21 protein-coding genes and 1 tRNA gene are annotated in these 17,417 nt (G+C 67.6%); 10 read left to right on the forward strand and 12 right to left on the reverse strand.

The features are described from left to right. Position 1: 1 nt before the first annotated feature. Positions 2-667 (reverse strand): peptidylprolyl isomerase, encoded by a 666-nt coding sequence (locus tag B9N75_RS03855; protein ID WP_085217610.1) that lies wholly within the window; start codon positions 665-667, stop codon positions 2-4. A gap of 105 nt (positions 668-772) precedes the next feature. Here B9N75_RS03855 and B9N75_RS03860 point away from each other — a divergent pair, with 105 nt between their 5' ends. Then, the gene (locus tag B9N75_RS03860; protein ID WP_085219391.1) at positions 773-1,885 is read left to right on the forward strand and encodes an NADH:flavin oxidoreductase/NADH oxidase; all 1,113 of its coding nucleotides are present in this window, start codon (positions 773-775) and stop codon (positions 1,883-1,885) included. 20 nt (positions 1,886-1,905) lie between these two features. Here B9N75_RS03860 and B9N75_RS03865 read toward each other — a convergent pair. The 10 genes from B9N75_RS03865 to B9N75_RS03910 all read right to left on the reverse strand — a co-directional run bounded on the left by B9N75_RS03865 (position 1,906) and on the right by B9N75_RS03910 (position 11,037). Then, positions 1,906-1,981: transfer RNA gene (locus tag B9N75_RS03865), tRNA-Phe, on the reverse strand. Positions 1,982-2,010: 29 nt separating this feature from the next. Continuing rightward, the gene (gene yacG / locus B9N75_RS03870) at positions 2,011-2,220 is read right to left on the reverse strand and encodes a DNA gyrase inhibitor YacG (RefSeq protein ID WP_157123683.1); all 210 of its coding nucleotides are present in this window, start codon (positions 2,218-2,220) and stop codon (positions 2,011-2,013) included. Beyond that, positions 2,198-3,181 (reverse strand): ribonuclease, encoded by a 984-nt coding sequence (locus B9N75_RS03875; RefSeq protein ID WP_085219393.1) that lies wholly within the window; start codon positions 3,179-3,181, stop codon positions 2,198-2,200. Before B9N75_RS03875 ends, yacG begins: the two co-directional genes overlap by 23 nt. After that, positions 3,174-3,767, reverse strand: coding sequence for a Maf family protein (locus B9N75_RS03880; protein ID WP_085217611.1), 594 nt, complete (start codon positions 3,765-3,767; stop codon positions 3,174-3,176). The genes B9N75_RS03875 and B9N75_RS03880 overlap by 8 nt, the downstream gene beginning before the upstream one ends. Before the next feature lie 103 nt (positions 3,768-3,870). Then, positions 3,871-4,089: a translation initiation factor IF-1 gene (gene infA, locus B9N75_RS03885; RefSeq protein WP_010162480.1), complete on the reverse strand. Its 219-nt coding sequence runs from the start codon at positions 4,087-4,089 to the stop codon at positions 3,871-3,873. Between the two features lie 154 nt (positions 4,090-4,243). Further along, the gene (locus B9N75_RS03890; RefSeq protein WP_085217612.1) at positions 4,244-6,406 is read right to left on the reverse strand and encodes a sodium-translocating pyrophosphatase; all 2,163 of its coding nucleotides are present in this window, start codon (positions 6,404-6,406) and stop codon (positions 4,244-4,246) included. A 101-nt stretch (positions 6,407-6,507) separates the two neighbouring features. Continuing rightward, positions 6,508-7,437 (reverse strand): thiamine-phosphate kinase, encoded by a 930-nt coding sequence (thiL, locus tag B9N75_RS03895; protein WP_085217613.1) that lies wholly within the window; start codon positions 7,435-7,437, stop codon positions 6,508-6,510. Beyond that, positions 7,438-9,267: a cobaltochelatase subunit CobT gene (gene cobT / locus B9N75_RS03900; protein WP_085217614.1), complete on the reverse strand. Its 1,830-nt coding sequence runs from the start codon at positions 9,265-9,267 to the stop codon at positions 7,438-7,440. It abuts the gene before it with no gap. Positions 9,268-9,274: 7 nt separating this feature from the next. Continuing rightward, positions 9,275-10,282 (reverse strand): cobaltochelatase subunit CobS, encoded by a 1,008-nt coding sequence (cobS, locus tag B9N75_RS03905; RefSeq protein ID WP_085217615.1) that lies wholly within the window; start codon positions 10,280-10,282, stop codon positions 9,275-9,277. Between the two features lie 80 nt (positions 10,283-10,362). Further along, the gene (locus B9N75_RS03910; protein ID WP_244552419.1) at positions 10,363-11,037 is read right to left on the reverse strand and encodes a winged helix-turn-helix transcriptional regulator; all 675 of its coding nucleotides are present in this window, start codon (positions 11,035-11,037) and stop codon (positions 10,363-10,365) included. A 114-nt stretch (positions 11,038-11,151) separates the two neighbouring features. Here B9N75_RS03910 and B9N75_RS03915 point away from each other — a divergent pair, with 114 nt between their 5' ends. The 5 genes from B9N75_RS03915 (at position 11,152) to B9N75_RS03935 (ending at position 14,195) form a co-directional block, all read left to right on the forward strand. Continuing rightward, on the forward strand, positions 11,152-11,589 hold the full coding sequence (locus B9N75_RS03915) for a VOC family protein (RefSeq protein WP_085217617.1): 438 nt from the start codon (positions 11,152-11,154) through the stop codon (positions 11,587-11,589). Positions 11,590-11,728: 139 nt separating this feature from the next. Then, positions 11,729-12,445: a glutathione S-transferase family protein gene (locus B9N75_RS03920; RefSeq protein WP_085217618.1), complete on the forward strand. Its 717-nt coding sequence runs from the start codon at positions 11,729-11,731 to the stop codon at positions 12,443-12,445. 22 nt (positions 12,446-12,467) lie between these two features. Beyond that, the gene (locus B9N75_RS03925) at positions 12,468-12,884 is read left to right on the forward strand and encodes a VOC family protein (protein WP_085217619.1); all 417 of its coding nucleotides are present in this window, start codon (positions 12,468-12,470) and stop codon (positions 12,882-12,884) included. A gap of 13 nt (positions 12,885-12,897) precedes the next feature. Beyond that, positions 12,898-13,614 (forward strand): DUF1428 domain-containing protein, encoded by a 717-nt coding sequence (locus tag B9N75_RS14455; RefSeq protein WP_085217620.1) that lies wholly within the window; start codon positions 12,898-12,900, stop codon positions 13,612-13,614. An 86-nt stretch (positions 13,615-13,700) separates the two neighbouring features. After that, positions 13,701-14,195, forward strand: coding sequence for a VOC family protein (locus tag B9N75_RS03935; protein WP_085217621.1), 495 nt, complete (start codon positions 13,701-13,703; stop codon positions 14,193-14,195). A 2-nt stretch (positions 14,196-14,197) separates the two neighbouring features. Here B9N75_RS03935 and B9N75_RS03940 read toward each other — a convergent pair whose 3' ends face one another. After that, entirely contained in the window at positions 14,198-14,779 is a 582-nt protein-coding gene (locus B9N75_RS03940) for a J domain-containing protein (protein ID WP_085217622.1), read from the reverse strand. 38 nt (positions 14,780-14,817) lie between these two features. On the opposite strand from B9N75_RS03940, the gene B9N75_RS03945 reads away from it, so the two are divergent. Genes B9N75_RS03945 through nusB form a run of 4 tightly spaced genes read left to right on the forward strand, consistent with a single transcriptional unit; the run spans position 14,818 to position 17,379 of the window. Continuing rightward, entirely contained in the window at positions 14,818-15,102 is a 285-nt protein-coding gene (locus tag B9N75_RS03945) for a BolA family protein (protein WP_085217623.1), read from the forward strand. A gap of 9 nt (positions 15,103-15,111) precedes the next feature. Then, positions 15,112-16,014: a pirin family protein gene (locus B9N75_RS03950; RefSeq protein ID WP_085219394.1), complete on the forward strand. Its 903-nt coding sequence runs from the start codon at positions 15,112-15,114 to the stop codon at positions 16,012-16,014. Beyond that, the gene (locus tag B9N75_RS03955) at positions 16,011-16,913 is read left to right on the forward strand and encodes an alpha/beta fold hydrolase (RefSeq protein WP_085217624.1); all 903 of its coding nucleotides are present in this window, start codon (positions 16,011-16,013) and stop codon (positions 16,911-16,913) included. The genes B9N75_RS03950 and B9N75_RS03955 overlap by 4 nt, the downstream gene beginning before the upstream one ends. 10 nt (positions 16,914-16,923) lie before the next feature. After that, positions 16,924-17,379, forward strand: a complete 456-nt coding sequence (gene nusB, locus B9N75_RS03960; RefSeq protein WP_085217625.1) for a transcription antitermination factor NusB — start codon at positions 16,924-16,926, stop codon at positions 17,377-17,379. Positions 17,380-17,417: the final 38 nt, after the last annotated feature.

Here is a 17,417-nt window from a genome sequence, read left to right on the forward strand (position 1 = left end):
GTCATTCTCCGGCTGGAGCGGGTGCGGAGGCGGGCGTGCGGCGCGCCGTCGCGATGGTGACGGCGGGGCTCAGCATCTGGCCGCGCATCGGCCCCTCGCCCTCGGTCGGCGAGGTCGGCGCATCGAGGATGCGGCGGACGACGTCCATCCCCTCGACAACGCGGCCGAAGGCGGCGAAGCCCTGATTGTCGCCGGGCTGCGACGGATCGGCATCCATCGACGGCATCGCGCCGACCGAGATAAAGAAATCGCTGCTCGCGGTGCCGGGCGCGGCGCGCGCCATCGAGATCGTGCCGTCTTCATGTTTGAGACCGGTCTTGCTGGTCGGCTCGTGCGCGATATCGGGCAGTACCTTCTTGGGATCGTTGCGAAGGCCGCCCTGGATGAGGCCGAAGCCCTCCTGCACTTTGGCAGACCGGTAGATGCTGCTGCCGTCGAGCCGCTTCTCGTCGACATAGCGCAGGAAGTTCGCGGTGGTGACGGGTGCGCGCCCTGCCTCCAGTTCCAGCACGATCGGGCCAAGCGCCGTTTGCAGCGTCACCCGCACCGTATCCGTGCGCGGCGCGGGTGCGGTGGTGGGCGGGGCAGCGGCGGTGTCGGGCGTTTGCGCTGCCACCGGAGCGGACAGCGTAACAAAGAGGGCGATTGCGAGTCGATGGCAAAGCATGGCCGCAGCCTAGCCGACGCGCTGCCTGCCGGAAACGGGTTGCGGCGCGGGCTTGTCCTCGCCGCGCGCCATCCCGACATGGCGGCGGCCAAGGGGAGATACGCCATGCCAGCACCGGCCCTGTTCCAGCCGCTCGACGTCGGGCGGCTCCGCCTTACGAACCGCATCATCATCGCGCCGATGTGCCAATATTCTGCGGTCGACGGCTGCATGACCGATTGGCACCTGATCCACCTCGGCGGGCTGGCGCAATCGGGCGCGGCGCTGCTGACCATCGAGGCCACCGCGGTGCTGCCGGAAGGGCGGATCAGCCCCGCCGACGTCGGCCTGTGGGACGACGCGACAGAAGCGGCCATCGCTAAGACGCTGGAGAGCGTGCGCCGCTGGTCTCCCATGCCGATCGCGATCCAGCTTGCCCATGCCGGGCGCAAGGCTTCGACCGCAGTGCCGTGGCAGGGTGGCGCGCAGATCGCGCCGGACGCCGCCGACGGCTGGCAGACCGTCGCGCCGTCGCCTCTGCCTTTTGCGGAGGGCGAGAATCCGCCGACGGCGCTGGATGCCGATGGCTTGGTGCGGGTGCGCGACGCCTTTGCGGGGGCTGCGGCGCGCGCCGGGCGCCTCGGGATCGACGCGGTGCAGATCCATGCGGCGCATGGCTACCTGCTCCACCAATTCCTCTCCCCGCTCTCCAACCGCCGCGAGGACGGTTACGGCGGCTCGCTCGAGAACCGCATGCGCTTCCCGCTCGAAGTCTATGACGCCGTGCGCGCCGCCTTCCCCGCCGATCGCCCCGTCACCGTCCGCGTGTCCGGCTCCGATTGGGTCGAGAGCGGCTGGGACGTCGAGCAGACCATCGCCTTCGCCAAGGCGCTGGAGGCGCGCGGCTGCGATGCGATCCACGTGTCGAGCGGCGGGCTCGATCCGGGGCAGGCGATCCCCATCGGCCCCAGCTACCAAGTGCCGCTCGCACGCGCGGTGAAGCAGGCGATCGGCATGCCGGTCGTCGCCGTCGGCCTCATCACCGATTTCGAGCAAGCCGAAGCGATCGTCGGCACCGGCGATGCGGACATGATCGCACTCGCGCGCACCATCCTCTACGATCCGCGCTGGCCGTGGCACGCCGCCGCACATTTGGGCGCCAGCGTCCATGCCGCGAACCAGTATCTCCGATCGCAACCGCGCCGCTTTCCCAAGCTCTTTGACGCGAGCGGGGACTGACGTTCGGGGCTATGAGAGGGTGGTGCCCAGGGACGGGATCGAACCGCCGACACCGTGATTTTCAGTCACGTGCTCTACCAACTGAGCTACCTGGGCGCGGGCCCGAGAGGCCGCGGAAGCAGCGCCTATAGAGGCGGCTCGCGCTCACTGTCCAGCCCATCCGCATCAAAATCGCCCGTGCTTTCCGCAGGCCGCCCCGGCACGCGATAGGCATCGCCCAGCCAGTTGAGGAGATCGCGGTCGCGGCAGCCCTGGCTGCAGAACGGCGCATGGCTTTCGCTCGGCGGCTTGCCGCACAAGGGGCAGGTCTTGCTAGGGATGTTGGGCCTGGACATGGCCGGCCGATATGGCGAGCGCCGCATCGGCCCGCAAGACGAGCGGCGCACCGATCCGCCGTTCCGCCTCCGCAAGCCAGGCGGGCGACATCCGCGCGATGACGGCGGGCGAGGCGGCGATGGTGCGCGGGCCGGAGCCCGACGACCGCTCGACGCGGCGTAGCAATGCCCGTGCCGCGGCGCCTGCGGGATCGGCGGCGAGCATCTCCGGGATCGACGCACGAGTGCGGCGGCGGACGATCTGCAGGAAGCCGAAGCCGTTGACCGCAGTGCGCTCGAAAGGTTGCGGCAGGATGCGATCGACCGCCTCCGCCGCCGCCTGCCGCGCGGTGCGGTCCGGGACGGTGGGGAGATCGACGCCGATCGACCCGCCGATGTCGAAGCGCAGGATCGCACGCGCCGCGGCTGCCGCACCCGCCACGGCAAGCGCGGCGGGTTCGAGCGTGCCGTCGACGTCGAACAAGGTCATCGCCGGGGTGACGCTCATCCGCAGCGCGCCGCCCGCGAAGGCGATGTCGGCCGTCGCCGCTTCCTCGAGTAATTCGGTCCAGCCCGCGGCCTCGAAGCGGTCCGGCCCGGCGGTAGCCTCGCGCACGGGGTGGCCCGTCGCCGCGATGCGGGCGCGGAGATCGGGACCAGGGCCGAGGGGCGCATCACTGGCGCGGACGCGTGCCGGCTTGGGGCGGCCCGCTTCGGGGACAGGCTCGCGGACGATTTCGGCGTGGAAGGCGGCGCCTTCGGTCAATCCGCGCGGCAGCGGCTCGATCATCGCCTCGCCGCCGTCCGCCAAGGCGGCGATCCCGCGCCGGCCGGGGATCAGCACCTTCGCGAGCTTCGCGGCCACGACCGACCCGGCCGGCATCGTGCCGTGGAGTTCGATTGCCGCCGCGACAATGATCCCGTCCGCGACCAGCACCGCGCGATCCTCGCCGATGCCGGCTTCGAACAGCCACTCAGCCAAGCGGATATCCGGCGGACGCGAGCAGCGCGCGGGTTTCATAGAGCGGCAGGCCCATCACGCCCGAATGGCTGCCGGAAAGCCAGCGGACCAGCGCCTCGGCGCGGCCCTGGATGGCGTAACCGCCCGCCTTGCCGCGCCATTCCCCGCTGGCGAGATAAGCGGCAATCTCGGCGTCCGAGAGCCGCTTGAACGCCACGATCGATTCCGACAGGCGTTGTCGCGCCGGCTGGCCGGGCGCGATCAGCGTCACCGCGCTCAGCACGCGATGGCGGCGGCCCGACAACAGGCGCAGCGCCGCCTCGGCCTCGGTCTCGTTCTCGGTCTTGGGGAGGATGCGGCGCCCTGCGGCGACCACCGTGTCGGCGGCGAGCACCAGCGTATCGGGATGCGCCGCCGTGATCGCCGCGGCCTTCTCTGCCGCTAGCCGCGCGGCATGCACCCGCGGCAGCTCGCCGCTGCGCACGCTCTCGTCGATTTCGGCGGGAAGGATGGCATCGGGCACGACGCCGATCCGCGCGAGCAGATCGACGCGGCGCGGGCTGGCGGATGCGAGGATCAGGCGTGGGAGCACATCATGTGCTGTCATGCTGAACTCGTTTCAGCATCCATTTCGACGCAGCCCTGCCGGTGGAAACATGGACCCTGAAACAAGTTCAGGGTGACAATGATGCGCCCGTGCGCCTTCAGCGTCACTTGAAACGATAGGTGATCCGGCCCTTGGTGAGATCATAGGGCGTGAGCTCGACCAGCACTTCGTCCCCCACCAGCACGCGGATGCGGTTCTTGCGCATCTTGCCGGCGGTATGCCCCAGTATCTCGTGGTCGTTCTCCAGCTTCACGCGGAACATCGCGTTGGGGAGAAGCTCGACCACCTGGCCGCGCATTTCGAGGAGCTCTTCCTTGGCCAAACAAAACCTCTTTCGGATCGGAAAACAATGGAACGGGAATTTGCGCCGCCCTTAGCCGCTAAGCCCGCAAAAGGAAAGCAGGTGCTGGATGCCAGAAAGGCCCCGCCGATCGTCTCGGCGGGGCCTTCCCAGGTTCAGCGATGATCGGGCCGGCTTACACTGCGCCGTGCGCCAGCGCCGCGAGCAGGAGCAGCGCGACGATGTTGGTGATCTTGATCATCGGATTGACGGCCGGGCCGGCGGTGTCCTTGTAGGGATCGCCCACCGTGTCGCCGGTCACCGCGGCCTTATGGGCTTCCGAGCCCTTGCCGCCGTAATTGCCGTCTTCGATATACTTCTTGGCATTGTCCCACGCGCCGCCGCCCGAGGTCATCGAGATGGCGACGAACAGGCCGGAGACGATGACGCCCAGAAGGAGCGCGCCAAGCGCCGCGAAGCCCTGTTCGCGGCCCGCGATCGCGGCGATCACGAAATAGACCACGATCGGCGCCAGCACCGGCAACAGCGACGGCACGATCATCTCCTTGATCGCGGCGCGCGTCACCAGATCGACCGTGCGCGCGTAGTTGGGCCGCGAGGTGCCGTCCATGATGCCGGGATTGTCGCGGAATTGATCGCGCACGTCGATCACCACATTGCCCGCCGCGCGGCCGACCGCAGTCATGCCCATCGCGCCGAACAGATAGGGGAGCAGCGCGCCGAGCAGCAGGCCGACGACGACATAGGGGTTGGAGAGCGAGAAATCGATGCCGGCGGCGCCGATACCGAGCTCGGTCGCGAACTCCTGAAGGTCGGTGGTGTAGGCGCCGAACAGAACGAGCGCGGCAAGGCCGGCCGATCCGATCGCATAGCCCTTGGTCACCGCCTTGGTGGTGTTGCCGACCGCGTCGAGCGCGTCGGTGCGGACGCGGACCTCGTCCTCCAGGCCCGCCATCTCGGCGATGCCGCCGGCATTGTCGGTCACCGGGCCATAGGCGTCGAGCGCCACCACCATGCCCGCGAGCGCGAGCATCGCGGTCGCCGCGAAGGCGATGCCGATGAGGCCGGCAAGCTGGTAGCTGACGATGATGCCGACGCAGATCACCAGCGTCGGCAGCGCGGTCGATTCCAGCGAGACCGCGAGGCCCTGGATGACGTTGGTGCCGTGCCCGGTCTCGGACGCCTTGGCGATCGAGCGGACCGGACGATAGTTGGTGCCGGTATAATATTCGGTGATCCAGACGAGGAGCCCGGTAACGGCAAGGCCGACCATCGAGGCCCAGAACAGATCCATGCCGGTGAACGCCGAAGCATCCGCCGAGCCGACCTGCTGCAGTGCTTCGGGGCCCGCCGCTTCGACCGGCCCGCCGATCACCGCATTGAGATCGCCGAGCGTGTAGGCGGCCGCGAAATAGATCGCCGGGATGGAAAGCGCGGTACTCGTCCAGAAGCCCTTGTAGAGCGCGCCCATGATCGATTCCTTGCGGCCCAGCCGGACCAGATAGGTGCCGATGATCGAGGTGATGATGCAGACGCCGCCGATCAGCAGCGGCAGGCTCATGAGCGCGAGGAGCTGCGCGGGCGTGCCCGAGACGAGCAGCGCGATCAGCACCATCGTCGCGCCGACGGTGACGACATAGGTTTCGAAGAGATCGGCAGCCATGCCGGCGCAATCGCCGACATTGTCGCCCACGTTGTCGGCGATCACCGCCGGGTTGCGGGGATCGTCCTCGGGAATGCCGGCCTCGACCTTGCCGACGAGATCGGCGCCGACGTCCGCGGCCTTGGTGAAGATGCCGCCACCGAGACGGGCGAAGATCGAGATCAGCGACGCGCCGAACGACAGGGCGACGAGCGCATTGACCACTTCGCGGCTGTCAGGCGCCGCGCCGCCGTTGACGAGTGCGTAAAAGAAGCCGGCGATGGCGAGCAGGGCCAAGCCGGCGACCAGCATGCCGGTGATCGCACCGGCGCGGAAGGCGACGGTGAGGCCGCGTTGCAAGCTGGTGCGGGCGGCTTCCGCGGTGCGGACGTTAGCGCGCACCGAGATGTTCATGCCGATATAGCCCGCCGCGCCCGAAAGCACGGCGCCGATGACGAACCCGATCGCGGGGACGAGCCCGAGGAACAGCCCGACGAGAAGCGCGACGACGACGCCGACGACGGCGATCGTGCTATACTGGCGGCCGAGATAGGCTTTCGCCCCCTCCTGCACCGCACCGGCAATTTCCTGCATTTTGGCGTTGCCCGCCGAAGAGGCCAGCACCTGCCGGCTGGTAACGAAACCATAGAGCACGGCAATCAGGCCGCACGCTATGGCGATCAACACGACGGTCATCGACTATCCTTCCCCTGTTACGTTCCGGCCGCCGCCCCGCAAATGGGCGCCCGGATCGGCGCGGATGCTAGGGGGCTTGGCGGGGCGATTCAACTGCCCTCTTAACCGTGGCGATAGCCGAGCTTTTCGGGCAGCGGGACGGCTTCACCATTATGGCTGATCGAGAGGTTCTCGCCTTCTGAAACCGCGCCGATGCGCGTGAGCGAAACGCCCGTCTCCTCGCTGAGCCGAACGACGACGTGGCGGTCCGCGGCGGCGGCGGCGAACAGCAGTTCATAATCGTCGCCCGCCGTAGCGGCGGCGAGGCGCGCGGCACGATCGTCACCGGCGAAGGCGACGAGATCCGGCGACAGCGGCACATGCTCCAGATCGACCGCGATCGCGACGCGGCTTGCCGCGGCCATCCGCGCCGCGTCGATCAGCAGCCCGTCCGACACGTCCATCATCGCGTGGACGACGGGGGCGAGCGCCTGGCCCAGTTCCAGCCGCGGATACGGGCGGCGATAGCGCTGGAGCAGATTGTCCGGGCCGTCGGCACCGCGCGCGATGGCGAGACCCGCACCCGCATCGCCGATCGATCCGCTGACCCAGAGATCGTCGCCCGGCTGCGCGCCGCTTCGCGACGGAGCATGTTCGGACGTTCCGATCGCGGTCAGCCCCATCGCACGCACCGGCATTGCCACCGTATCGCCGCCGATCAGCGCCATGCAGAAACCATCGAGGGTCGCGCGCAGCCCTTCCGCGAACCGCCCATCCCATTCCGCATCGCCCAGCCCGTAGCCGAGCAACGCCGCCAGCGGCTCCGCACCTTTCGCGGCGAGATCGGAAAGGTTCACCGCGACCAGCTTCCACGCCACATCCTCGGGCGGATCGGCGGGGAGGTAGTGCACCCCGTCGACGATCATATCGTGCGTCAGGACGAGCCGGACACCACCGACATCGAGCACCGCAGCATCGTCGATCAAACCCCGCGCGGCCGGATGCGTCGCGAAGGATCGCAGCAGGTCGATGAAATCCGCCTCGCCGCTCACCTACGTCGCATCGAAGAGGCTGGCGAGTTGGTCGATCATGGTGCCGCCAAGCTGTTCGGCATCCATGATGGTGACGGCGCGGGCGTAATAACGGGTGACGTCGTGGCCGATGCCGATCGCGGCGAGCTCGACGGGGGATTTGCTCTCGATCCAGCCGATGACCTGCCGCAGATGCCGCTCGAGATACGTGCCGCTGTTCACGCTGAGGGTGGAATCGTCGACCGGCGCGCCGTCGGAGATGACCATCAGGATGCGGCGCTCCTCGACGCGGCCGATCAGGCGGTTGTGCGCCCAGAGCAGAGCCTCGCCGTCGATATTCTCCTTGAGCAGCCCCTCGCGCATCATGAGGCCGAGGTTGCGGCGGGCGTGACGCCACGGCTCGTCGGCCTGCTTGTAGACGATGTGGCGCACATCGTTGAGACGGCCCGGCGCGGGCGGCCGCCCGTCGCTCAGCCATTGCTCGCGGCTCTGCCCGCCCTTCCAGGCGCGGGTGGTGAAACCGAGGATTTCGGTGTTCACCCCACACCGCTCCAGCGTGCGGGCGAGGATGTCGGCGCTGATCGCCGCGATCGAGATCGGCCGTCCGCGCATCGAGCCGGAATTGTCGATGAGCAGGGTGACGACGGTGTCGCGGAAATCGGTGTCGCGCTCGATCTTGTAGGAGAGCGAGTGCGCGGGATTGACGACGACGCGGGCGAGCCGTGCGGCATCGAGCAGCCCCTCTTCCTGATCGAAATCCCAGGACCGGCTCTGCTGCGCCATCAGCCGACGCTGGAGGCGGTTGGCGAGCTTGGTGACGGCGCCCTGCAGATGGGTGAGCTGCTGGTCGAGATAGGCGCGCAGCCGCGTCAGCTCCTCGGGATCGCACAGTTCCGATGCCGCGACGATCTCGTCATGCCGCGTCGTATAGGCGCGGTAATCGAATTGCGCGGACGGGTCGGACAGCGGCCGGTTGGGGCGGACGGGGAGCATCCCGTCCTCGGCTTCCTCGCCGAGCCCGCCCTCGGCGTCGGACATTTCCGGATCGCCGGAGTCGTCGCCTTCCTCGTCGACATCGCCATCGCCCTGCTCCACGCGGACATCTGCCTCGCCCTCGCCGCCGCCTGGATCGTCGTCACTGTCGTCCGCCTCTTCAGACGTCGTGTCGTCCTCACCCGCTTCGTCGGCATTATTGTCGGCGTCGTCGTCGCGGTCGGGCTTGGCGTCGATCAGCTCGAGATCGCGGAGCAGCTTGGTGGCGAGCGCCGCGAAGCCGCGCTGATCGTCGATCGCCAGCGCCAGCGCGTCGAGATCGCTGCCCGCCTTCTCCTCGATCCAGTCGGAAACGAGCGACAGCCCGCCGCGCGCGGTCTCGGGCGGCGTTTCACCGGTCAGCCGTTCGCGCACCATCAGCCCGACGGCGGTGCCGAGCGGCACCTCGTCGCGGCTGCGCGCCCGGACGATGGGATCGGTGCGGAGCCGCGCGTCGGTCAGCCGTGCGAGATTGCCACGCACCCCGGCCATCCGCCGCGCGCCGAGCGCCTCGACCCGCGCCTGCTCGGCCGCGTCGAACACCTGCCGCGCGATATCGTCGATGGGGGCGCCGCGCGCATGGAGCGCTTCGTCATGGTGGCGAAGCTTCAGCGCAGCGGCGTCGGCAAAGCCGCGCGCTTCGGCCACATCGCGTTCGGGAAGCTGGCGGCCGGGGAGCGGCACCTTGAGCGTCTTGCCTGACGCCGACGGCGCATCGGTGGTGAAAGCCAGCTCGACCTCTGCCTCCCGCGCGATCGCCCGCGCCGCGCCGCCGAGCGCGAGGCGGAAGGTCTCGAGGGGATTATCGGGGTTTGCCACGCACCTTCTAGCCGGCTTTGCCGACTACGCTTTCCGGCAGGTCCTTGCCGAAGACGCGCTGATAATATTCGGCGACCAGCGGGCGCTCCGCCTCGTCGCATTTGTTGAGGAACGAGAGGCGGAAGGCGAAGCCGATGTCGTCGAAGATCAGCGCATTCTGCGCCCAGGAGATGACGGTGCGCGGGCTCATCACCGTCGAGATATCGCCGTTGATGAAGCCTTGGCGGGTCAGCTCGGCGACCTTGACCATGTCGGACACCGCTTTCTGGCCGCCCTCGTGATCATATTCGCCAGATTTGGCGAGGACGATCCGTGCTTCCGTCTCGGCCGGCAGGTAGTTGAGCGTCACGACGATGTTCCAGCGGTCCATCTGGCCCTGATTGATCTGCTGGGTGCCGTGATATAGGCCGGTGGTGTCGCCGAGGCCGATCGTGTTGGTCGTTGCGAACAGCCGGAAATAGGGGTGCGGGCGGATCACCCGGTTCTGATCGAGCAGCGTCAGCTTGCCTTCCGTCTCCAGCACGCGCTGGATCACGAACATCACGTCAGGCCGCCCCGCATCATATTCGTCGAAGACGAGCGCGGTCGGCGTCTGCAGCGCCCAGGGCAGCAGCCCTTCGCGGAATTCGGTGACCTGCTGGCCGTCCTTCAGCACGATCGCGTCGCGGCCGACGAGATCGATGCGGCTGATATGCGCGTCGAGGTTGATGCGGATGCACGGCCAGTTGAGGCGCGCCGCGACCTGCTCGATATGGGTCGACTTGCCGGTGCCGTGATAGCCCTGGACCATCACCCGGCGGTTGCGCGCGAAGCCGGCGCAGATCGCCAGCGTCGTATCCGGATCGAACACATAGGCGGGATCGAGATCGGGTACGCGCTCGTCCGCCTCGCTGAACGCCGGCACTTCCATGTCCGAATCGATGCCGAACAGATCGCGGACCTTGGCCATCTTGTCGGGCGCATCGAGCACGGTGGCGGCGCGGCTGTCCGGGTTGACGTTGGGGATGTCGGTCATGGCAGTCTTTCCAGAAGGAGCGAGTCCCCTACCCGCTCGCGACGCGCGAAGTCGAGACGGCAACGGCAGGTGATGTGCCGTCAGGCGGCCTTGTCAGGAAGGGCGAACAGAGTGACGAAACGCTCCGCGGCGGCGCGGTTTCCCTCGATTCGGATACGGCCCTCTGCCTCGAGATCGGCGAGCGGCACATTCATGTACGCCGCGGAGGCCAGCGTGGCGGTGTCGCCAGTCAACACGACGTCGGCGCCTGCCAGATCGCGGCCGATCGTCACCTGCCCCCGGTCGATCGCGAACAGGAACTGCTGATCCGACAATCGAAAGCCGATGCTGAGCGTGACGTCGGCCGCCAGCGCCGGATCCATCATCGTTCGAAACGACAGCATCAGCGAGACCGCGCTGAACGGGCGGGCGGGATCATGGTGCGGTGATTTGACGCCCCAGCGGCCCATGACCTGAAAGATCGGCCCGGCCTGATAGCCCCACTCGGTGAGCTCATACACCTGGACCGAGGCCGGCGGCGGCAGCTTTCGGCGCAGCACCACGCCCGCCTCTTCGAGACTTTCCAGACGCTGGGTCAGCACGTTGGCGCTGATCCCCGAGATGCTGGCCTTCAGCTCGCCGAACCGCCGCGGCCCGAGCATCAGCTCGCGCATCACCGGAAGCGCCCAGCGCTCACCGAAGATGTCCATCGCGTGGGTCGCCGCGCACGCATCGTCATAGCGTCGCTTCGCCGCTGATTTATCTCCTTTAGTCATCTTTTCTAACTTCATGGTTGTGTTTTATAACTGAAAGGCGCATCAGCGTCAAATCGTGATTCGACTACCTGCCAGGGAATTGGCGGGGGCGATCGGAAGTTTCAGGAGAGAGCCATGACGAAGATGATTTTCGTGAACCTGCCGGTGACGGATCTGGCGCGGTCCAAGCAATTCTACACCGCGATCGGCGCGGAGAACGAGCCCAAGTTCAGCGACGACACCGCGGCGATGATGCGCTTTTCCGAGGCGATCAACGTCATGCTGCTGACCCACGACAAATATGCCCAGTTCACCAGCCGGCCAATTGCCGATCTCAAGGCGGTGAGCGGATCGCTGCTCTGCCTGTCCGCCGACAGCCGCGACGCCGTCGACGCGATGGTGGCCAAGGCCGAAGCCGCGGGCGGCGGCGTCGATCCGACCCCGCAGCAGGATTATGGCTTCATGTACGGCCGCAGCTTCGAGGATCCCGACGGCCAGATCTGGGAAGTGATGTGGATGGACCAGGCCGCCGCCGAGCAAGGGCCCGAAGCCTTCGCCGAAGCGCAGGGCTGACCGGAATTTTCGACGGGAGGCCGCCAATGTCCGACAAGCGCAGCATCCTTATCGGCCTTGCATCCTTTATGCTCACCGGGGCCGTGATCCTCGGCGAGCAATGGCTGGCCCTGACCGCAATCTGAGGAAGGAAAGGGAGATGCCGATCGATTCCGCATCGCCGATCACCATCACTGGTTATGACTGGGTGCCCTATTTCGCCAAGGGCCACGTGCGCGATCTCCGTGTCCGCTGGGCGCTGGAAGAGGCTGGGCAAAGCTACCGCGCGAAGCTGCTTGCGCAGGGCGACCAAAAGGCGCCGCCGCACCGCGCGCTCCAGCCGTTCGGGCAGGTGCCGACCTATGAGGAAGGCGATGTCACGCTGTTCGAATCGGGTGCGATCGTCCTGCACATCGCCGAGCGGTTCGGCGGCGGGCTGCTCCCCGCCGACCCCGCCGCGCGGGCGCGCGCCATCGAATGGACGTTCGCCGCGCTGAACACGGTCGAGCCGCCGATCACCGATTATGCCATCGCAACCCTCTTCGAGGTGGAAGAGCCGTGGTCCGCGCCGCGGTTGCCCGCGGTGAAGGCGCGCATCGCGGAACGGCTGGAGGAGCTGTCGAATCGGCTGGGGGATCGCGATTGGCTCGACGGCGATTTCAGTGCCGGCGACCTGTTGATGATCGCCGTGCTGCGGATGGTCGCGAGCGACGGTCTGCTAAACCCGTATCCCAACCTCGCCGCTTATGTCGCGCGGGGCGAGGCGCGGCCCGCCTTCCGCCGCGCGCTCGCCGATCACATGGCGGGATTCACCGGCGATCCGCCGCCGGGCTTTGCCGAATGGGAAGCAAAGATGAAAGCGGCCGAGCCTGCTTAGGCGCGCAAAAAGGAGAGGACAGATGGACAATCCCGATCAGGGGCCGACGGCCGGCCTCACGCCGCATCTCACGATCACCGGCAATCGCGCGAAGGATGCGATTGCCTTCTACGAAAAGGCGTTCGGCGCCGAGCGGGCGATGGACCCCTATCTCGCCGACGACGGCAAGCGCATCATGCATGCACATCTCAAGATCAACGGCGGGCATCTGATGCTCAACGACGATTTCCCCGAATATCGCGGATCGGCCGCGCCCGAGGCGGGACCGGTGACGCTGCACCTGCAGGTCGACGATGCGGACGCCTGGTTCGCGCGCGCGACCGGAGCCGGCGCCACCGTCGCCATGCCGATCGGGGATCAGTTCTGGGGCGACCGCTACGGCCAGGTGACCGACCCGTTCGGCCAGACCTGGTCGATCGGATCGCCGATCCGCAAATAAGAGGAGAGAGACGATGACGTATATCGAAGGATTCGTGGTCGCGGTGCCCACCGGGAACAAGGATGCGTATCGCAAGCACGCGGCCGAGGCGCTTCCGCTGTTCAAGGAATTCGGCGTCGCCCGGATGGTCGAGAATTGGGGCGACGACGTTCCCAAGGGCAAGGTGACCGACTTCCAGGGCGCGGTGCAGGCCAAGGACGACGAGACCGTCGTCTTCTCCTGGTTCGAATATCCCGACAAAGCAGCGCGGGATGCAGCCAACGCGAAGATGATGTCGGACCCGCGCATGGAAAGCATGGGGCAAGACATGCCGTTCGACGGAAAGCGCATGATCATGGGCGGGTTCGAGGCGATCGTCGACGAGACGGCCGACGGCACGCCCGGTTACACCGACGGCTATGTGCTGCCAGTGCCGACCGACAAGAAGGACGCCTACAAGGCGATGGCAATGAAGGCGGCGGGCCAGTTTCGCAAATATGGCGCGGTGCGCGTGGTCGAGGGCTGGGGCGATGACGTGCCCGACGGCAAGGTCACCGACTATAAGCGCGCGGTGAAGGCCGAGCCCAACGAGACGGTCGTCTATTCCTACGTCCAGTGGCCCGACAAGGAGACTCGCGACAAAGGCTGGGAAAAGATGATGGCCGATCCCGACATGCAGCCCGACGGCGAAATGCCCTTCGACGGCAAGCGCATGTTCTGGGGCGGCTTCCGCCCGATGATCGACGAATAAGCACAGGAAGGAGCGGCCGCGGCCGGGCGATCCGCTGCACGCGGACGCCCGCCGAGGCAACGCGCTTCCGATCCAGGAGAGTGACAATGACGGCGAGCAAATTGACGACGTGCCTGTGGTATGACGGCGCGGCCGAGGAGGCGGCGAATTTCTACGCCGCGACCTTCCCCGACAGCAAGGTCGGCGCGGTGCACAGGGCGCCCACCGATTTCCCGTCCGGCAAAGAGGGCGATGTCCTCACCGTGGACTTCACGGTCTGCGGCCACGCCTTCGTCGGCCTCAACGGCGGCGATACGTTCAAGCCGAACGAGGCGGTGAGCTTGATGATCGCCACCGACTCGCAGGAAGAGACCGACCGCCTGTGGAACGCCATCGTCGGCAACGGCGGCGAGGAGAGCGTCTGCGGCTGGTGCAAGGACAAATGGGGCTATTCGTGGCAGATCACGCCGCGGGTGCTGACCGACGCGATGGCCGCGGGCGGCGACAAGGCGAAGCGCGCCTTCGCCGCCATGATGCAGATGGGCAAGATCGACGTCGCAAGCATCGAGGCCGCGGTGCGCGGCGAGACCGCCGACGCCTGAAGTCAGGCGAACGCCGGGCGGCCCTTGAGCGCCGAATAGGCCTCGATCACCGCCTGGAGCGCCTTTTCATGGCTCCTGTCCCCGCCGTTGCGGTCGGGATGGTAGCGGCGGAGCAGCTCGGCATAACGCGTGCGCAGGCCTTTGCGGTCGACGTCAGCGGAGAGGCCGAGCGTGCGCAGATGGCGGCGATCGCCATCGCTCAGGGGCCGGCCATCGGCGCGCGCGCGCTCCACCCGCTGGAAGCGCGCGCCGATGGCATCGAGCGGATCGGTGAAATCGGCCCAGCGCGGCGGCCGGTCGGCGCCGCCGGTGGCGAAGGCGCGGGTCTCGCGGTCCCAGCCGCCGAACGGCGTCTGCGCCGCGCTGATCTCGTCCGCGCTCATCCCGTCGAAATAATTATACGCCGTGTTGAACGCGCGGATGTGATCGAGGCACAGGAAGCGCCAATCGCCCGGTCCGTCGAAATCGGCACCGCGCCCGGCGGGTGCGCGGAACTCGCCGGGCTCCGCGCAGCCGGCAACGGCGCACGGGCGCTCGCCCGTCACGCGGCCGTGAAAGCGGTTCGGTCTCGCGTTGGTCGCCACAATCTCCCCTTCGTCCGCAAACCATCTATATAGGCCGGATGAACGCCGACTTCACGGGCCCGGTCGCGGCCGAAATCACCGATCGTCTCACCCGCGCGCTCGCTCCGACGCAGCTTCGCGTGATCAACGACAGCGCCCAGCATCACGGCCATGCCGGCGACGACGGCAGCGGCGAAAGCCATTTCACCGTCGAGATCGAGGCGCCGCAATTCGCTGGGCTGACCCGCCTCGCCCGCCAGCGTGCGGTCAACGCCGCGCTCGGCGATCTGATGCGCGAACGCGTCCATGCGCTGGCGATCAAGGCGCGCGCACCCGGCGAATAGGAGATGACGATGACCGAAGACGATGCCTTCATCCAGGTCCTCCGCCCCGTCACGCATGATCTGGGCGGGTTCAAGGTCCACCGCACGCTGCCCAATAAGGAGCGGACGACGGTGGGGCCGTTCATCTTCTTCGATCAGATGGGGCCGGCGCATCTGCCGCCGGGCGAAGGGCTCGATGTCCGCCCGCACCCGCACATCAATCTCGCTACCGTCACCTATCTCTTCGCGGGGGCGATCGATCATCGCGATTCGCTTGGCACCGCGCAGACGATCGCGCCGGGCGCGGTGAACCTGATGACGGCGGGGCACGGCATCGTCCATTCGGAACGCTCTCCCGCAGGCGCGCGACCGGGCGGCCCGGAGCTATCGGGCATCCAGACCTGGCTCGCGCTTCCTTCCGACAAGGAGGAGATGGATCCGGCTTTCGAGCATGTCGCCAAGGAGGCGTTGCCGGTGATCGAAGGCGGCGGCGCGACCGCGCGCGTGGTGATGGGACGGCTGTGGGGCGAGACCGCACCGGTCACCTGCCACAGCGAGACCATCTACGCCGACATCGCGCTGGCGCCGGGCGGGAACATCGCGATCGACCCGGAGGCCGACGAGCGCGCACTCTATGTCGCCGACGGCGACGCCAACCTCGACGGGCAGGCGCTGGAGCCCACGACGCTTTACGTCCTGAAGCCCGGCTATGCCGCGACACTCCGCTCAGAACGCGGCGCGCGCGTCATGCTGTGCGGCGGCGCGCCGATGGACGGCCCGCGGCATGTCTTCTGGAATTTCGTCTCTTCGCGTCGCGACCGGATCAACCAGGCGAAGGAGGATTGGAAGGCCCAGCGCTTCCCCACCGTCCCCGGCGACGACAAGGAGCGCATCCCGCTCCCCGAAGTCCCGAAGACGGTGAGCTATCCATGACCGAGGTCGCAACCCGCCGCATCGCCCTCCCCACCGGGATCACGCTAAACGTCGCGGAGGGCGGCGCGGGCGATCCGATCATGTTTCTGCACGGCTTCCCCGAATCACACCGCACTTGGCGATTCCAGCTCGAGGATCTTGCGCACAATTACCGTGTGGTAGCGCCGGACCAGCGCGGCTTCGGCTTGTCGGACAAGCCGGAGGGCGTCGCGGCTTATGAGACCGACCGGGTGCTCGAAGACCTGTTCGCACTCGCCGACGTGCTTGGCATCGATCGGTTCACGCTCGTAGGGCACGATTGGGGCGGGGCGGTCGCCTGGGCGGCGGCGCTGAAGCGGCCCGACCGGATCGCGCGGCTGATCATCGTCAACGCGCCGCATCCGCTGGTCTTCCAGAAGAGCCTGATCGACGACGCGGAGCAGCGCGGCGCCTCGCAATATATGCGGGCCTTCCGCGACCCCGGCATGGAGGACGGCATCCGCGCGATGGGGCTGGATACCTTCTTCACCAAGACTTTCGGCGGCCACACCGATCTGGCCGCGATCGCGGACGAGGAGCGCGCGCAGTATCTCGAAGATTGGGGCAGGCCCGGCGCGCTGACCGCGATGCTCAACTGGTATCGTGCCTCGCGCATCGTCGTGCCTGCGGTCGGCGAGGAGGCCGCGATGCCCGCTTGGGTCACGGCGCCCTTTCCCAAGCTCGAAATGCCGGTGCTGGTCGTCTGGGGCCTCAAGGACAAGGCCCTGCTTCCCGTCCAGCTCGGCGGCATTGCCGACGAAGTGCCCGATGTGCGACTCGCGCCGCTGCCCGAGGCCGGCCATTTCGCGCCTTGGGAAGCGCCGCAGGCGGTGACGCGCGCGATCCGCGATTTTCTGGACGAGACCCGGAGCGCGGGCTAAGCGCCGCGGCATGACCGCATCCGCCCGTTCCCGTTCGCGCTCCGCCGCGCGGCTTGCCGCCGTGCAGGCGCTCTACCAGCAGGAAATGGAGGGAACGGCGCTGCCGCAGCTTCTCCACGAATTCCACCACCACCGCATCGGCGCGACGATCGAGGGCGTCGAATATGCGGACGCAGAGATCGATTTCTTCGACGATGTTGTCTCCGGCGCACTGGCGCGGCGCGACGAGCTGGACGGCCTCATCGCGGGCAAGCTTGCGGAGGGCTGGACGCTGGAGCGGCTCGACAAGCCGATGCGGCAGATCCTGCGCGCCGGCGCCTATGAACTGGCCGCGCGCGTCGACGTGCCCACCGGCAGCGTGATTTCCGAATATGTCGATGTCGCCAAGGCCTTTTACGACAAACGCGAGGCGTCTTTCGTGAACGGCTTGCTCGACGCGCTGGCCAAGGACGTCCGCAAGGGCTGAGGCGCAAGAACTAGGGGCCGACACCCTTTCGGATGCCG

This window comes from Allosphingosinicella indica, from assembly GCF_900177405.1.
Taxonomy (GTDB): Bacteria; Pseudomonadota; Alphaproteobacteria; order Sphingomonadales; family Sphingomonadaceae; genus Allosphingosinicella; species Allosphingosinicella indica.